The organism is Kluyvera intermedia, assembly GCF_021440345.1.
Classification (GTDB): domain Bacteria; phylum Pseudomonadota; class Gammaproteobacteria; order Enterobacterales; family Enterobacteriaceae; genus Kluyvera; species Kluyvera intermedia_A.
The window spans coordinates 1-3107 of sequence record NZ_JAKCNS010000137.1; the positions used below are offsets into that span (position 1 = coordinate 1).

The following is a 3107-nucleotide window of genomic DNA, read 5'->3' on the forward strand; positions in this document are numbered from 1 at the left end:
TAAGTTGGCAGCATCACCAACGAGAAAAGGCAAGGGCAGCTAAGGCCGCGCTTCGTGTAGAGCAACAGGCAGCGAAAGAGGCCCAAAGAACAGCGGTACGCCGTGAACGGGCAGAGCTAAAATTGCTCGATACGGGTTCGAGTTTCAAAAGTATGCACCACCTAACCAACGTAGAATTAGCCCAGGCGGCATTACAGGCCAGCAAAATTACCCGTAGTTATGCTGATGGAACGATCAGCCTACAACGCCAAAACAGCGAGATTAAGCGCTTACAGCAGGGTTATCGCAGGCTCAATGCTTCACGTAGGGAAGCAGCTAAACGAGGCGCTACGGCTCCTGTAGGTGGCTCTGGAGCGATTACAGGCGGGCTTATGGGGTTAGGTAGTGGTGCGTTGGCTGGCGCTGGTGTGGGTGCGGCGGCTTACGGTGCTTATTCATGGGGTAGAGATGCTGTAACAGCCCAGGAAGAGAGCAGCGAGATTGTGCAACGTGCCAGATTGGGCGGTGTGGATTACAACTTTCTGCAATCGTTAGGCCAGTTTGCACAAGCTAACGGGATTGATTCCGGTATCGGTACGCAGGGAGCCAGAAAAAACTTGGATGTTGCAAAAGATGTGTCCGAGAAACTCGCAGACGGTGCGCTGAATGCGAAACGTAATAAACAGGGTGAATGGACAGGAGCACCAACAGGCATTAACACTGCTTTGAACATGGGGTATACGCCTGAAAAGCTTAAAGAATGGGCTAAAAATCCGTTTGGTTTTGTCTCTTCATACACCAACACAATGCAATCTAAAGGATTGAGTGAACAGGAAATTTTGCACAATCTCGAAGACCTCGGGGACGATCTCGGGCTTTACGCCAAAGCCTTTATGAACGGTGGTAAGGCACTAACTGATCAGGTGGACGTGCTCAAGCGTAACGGGCAGTGGTTGAACCAGGAACAGCAAGATCAGCTTGTGGCCTACCGCAAATTCAATCAGGAAATGGACATTCTCAACGATAGCCAGAAGTTGGCATTCTTCGAAGGTTTCATGGAGTCTCTCGACCCTGCGACGGTTAAAGAGTGGAAGGAAGCTATGCAGGAGGCTCTTCCGTTCTTCAAAGGCTTAGGTAAGGCGGCGGGGGATGTTGTAGATGGCTTAATGAAGATGACCAACTGGATCACTGGTAAGCTGAATCTCCTGAACGGTGACAACACCACTAAAGAGGCGGTGAGCCAGCATTACGGCACAACGTCAGCACCTGCACTGCCTGGGAGTAATCCAGTGGCTAACGCCTACGGAGCCAGCCAGCCTAAAGCAGACGGCACACATGAGCAAAATGTATTCGACACAATGCGTGAATGGTGGAACGGTACAAGCGGGGCGCAGGATGTTAGCAGTTACGCTCAGAGCGCCAACTGTGATTATTCTCCTGTTTCTATGTTGAAACAATCGGCAGCGGCTACTGCGACACCGCCAGCTAAAAATACAGTGGTTCAGCCAGTGGTATTACAAAATAACCTACCGGAAGGAATGATCTCTCTCACTATTGCCCCTGATCCGACATTTGGAAACATGCTTAATGCTACCGTTGATCAGCGTATCAATGATAACAATCAGCGTATGGTGCTGGCTGTTTCATCTGGACAAGGGACGGGGGGCTAATTGCCCCTCTTCGTAAGGAATAAAATAAAATGGCAACACCAGGAAGTTTAACTATTGGCAATTCCTCGCAAGGGATTAATTCAACCTCAAATAGTAATAACAGCAGCGCTACCCGTAATAAAGGTGAAAACGGATTCACTATCCTTGCATCTGTTTATAATCCGGCTTCTGATAGCTACATTCAAAACTATCAGGCGATAGTTTTTGATGCTGTGACAGATACGGGAGTCCGTAGACAGGCTGATATTACCAGCTATCCCGTTGAGAGCGGGGCAGAGGTGAGCGATCACGTTCAGATAAAGAATAATACATTCAAGCTGTCTGGGATTATTACCGAAACTCCGGTAAGGCTGGAGAAAGATTTATTATACAGTGCTGGCGTTAATGGCACACGTATTTCTCAAGCTATCCAGTATCTTGATAAAATCTTTGATAGTCGTCAGCCTATTACATTAGTGACAGAGCACAAAGTGTATGAGGATGTCATTCTCTCCGGCATCTCCTACGATTATAAATCTGAATTTGCTATGCAATTTGATCTTGAATTTGAACAAGTCAGACTTGTTAGCACTGCTACAGTTAATGTAATTGCGACTAAAACGCAAAGTAATAGAAGCGTTGGTGGTACGGTGAAACAGAAAGTAGTAAACAATGCACCAAAGAAAACTGAATCTGATACTGTTACTATGGAATTTAAGAAATAAATAAGGGCATTTTGCCCCTTTTACAAGGAAGCTTATTCAAGCTATACCAACGAATCTACGTTCTCAAATGGGATGGATTTAAAAAGATAACCCTGTAACCCCCAAATGCCTACTTCACGCAAGATTTCCATACTTTTTCTATCCTCAATGCCTTCAATAACAATTTTGTCGCAGTATTTTTTAATTAATACAATTAATTCGTAGAAGGTTGGTTTTTTCACCTGCTCATTAAAGAAAATGCGATCTATTTTTACTACTTCAAAGTAACCTTCTATCAAACTAACTACATTCGAATTACCTGCCCCAAGGTCATCGAGCCACAGCCCATTCACACCCTGGCTCAGCGACTTTAACAAGGGGCTTTTTAATCCTTTATCTAAACCTGGGAAATTCTCAGAAAGCTCAAGTTTGATGAATGGCATCGATTCGAAAGTTTGTCTAAGTATGTAGTCATTACGTATCAGAAAAGCCATTTGCTGATCAATGTTCAGTGTACAAAATAGATTCTTTCGTTCGAACCACTTTTGCATACTGGCAATGTTTCCGCATTGTTCGTATAGGAAAAGCCGTTTCCTATCTAAATCCCAAGATGAAATTACGAACTCAGGATGAAGGGGGCGTCCATCTGGGGAAATGAAGCGAGTGAGAAGCTCAACGCCCAACAACTTTTCGTCAATGCTTACTATAGGTTCAGCAATGAATGTAGTATCCATAACAAACACCTTAAATTTCTACATAGGTTCATTCATAATGT

The 3107-nt window shown here is 45.0% G+C and carries 3 protein-coding genes; 2 read left to right on the top strand and 1 reads right to left on the bottom strand.

Features of this window, described 5'->3' with window-relative positions; genetic code table 11:
* Positions 1–1649: hypothetical protein (locus LZ634_RS22195; RefSeq protein ID WP_234508897.1), on the top strand; the 1649-nt coding region annotated here is incomplete at its 5' end.
* A gap of 29 nt (positions 1650–1678) precedes the next feature.
* Positions 1679–2353, top strand: coding sequence for a phage baseplate protein (locus tag LZ634_RS22200; protein WP_199557798.1), 675 nt, complete (start codon positions 1679–1681; stop codon positions 2351–2353).
* A gap of 41 nt (positions 2354–2394) precedes the next feature.
* Here the strand turns inward: LZ634_RS22200 and LZ634_RS22205 are convergent, their stop codons facing one another.
* Positions 2395–3066 (bottom strand): EAL domain-containing protein, encoded by a 672-nt coding sequence (locus LZ634_RS22205; RefSeq protein WP_234508898.1) that lies wholly within the window; start codon positions 3064–3066, stop codon positions 2395–2397.
* Between the last annotated feature and the right edge of the window lie 41 nt (positions 3067–3107).

What these genes read in the sequence shown, in the direction of transcription:
- LZ634_RS22205 (WP_234508898.1), bottom strand. Translation starts at nt 3,066, where the DNA reads ATGGATACTACATTCATTGCTGAACCTATAGTAAGCATTGACGAAAAG.
- LZ634_RS22200 (WP_199557798.1), top strand. Translation starts at nt 1,679, where the DNA reads ATGGCAACACCAGGAAGTTTAACTATTGGCAATTCCTCGCAAGGGATT.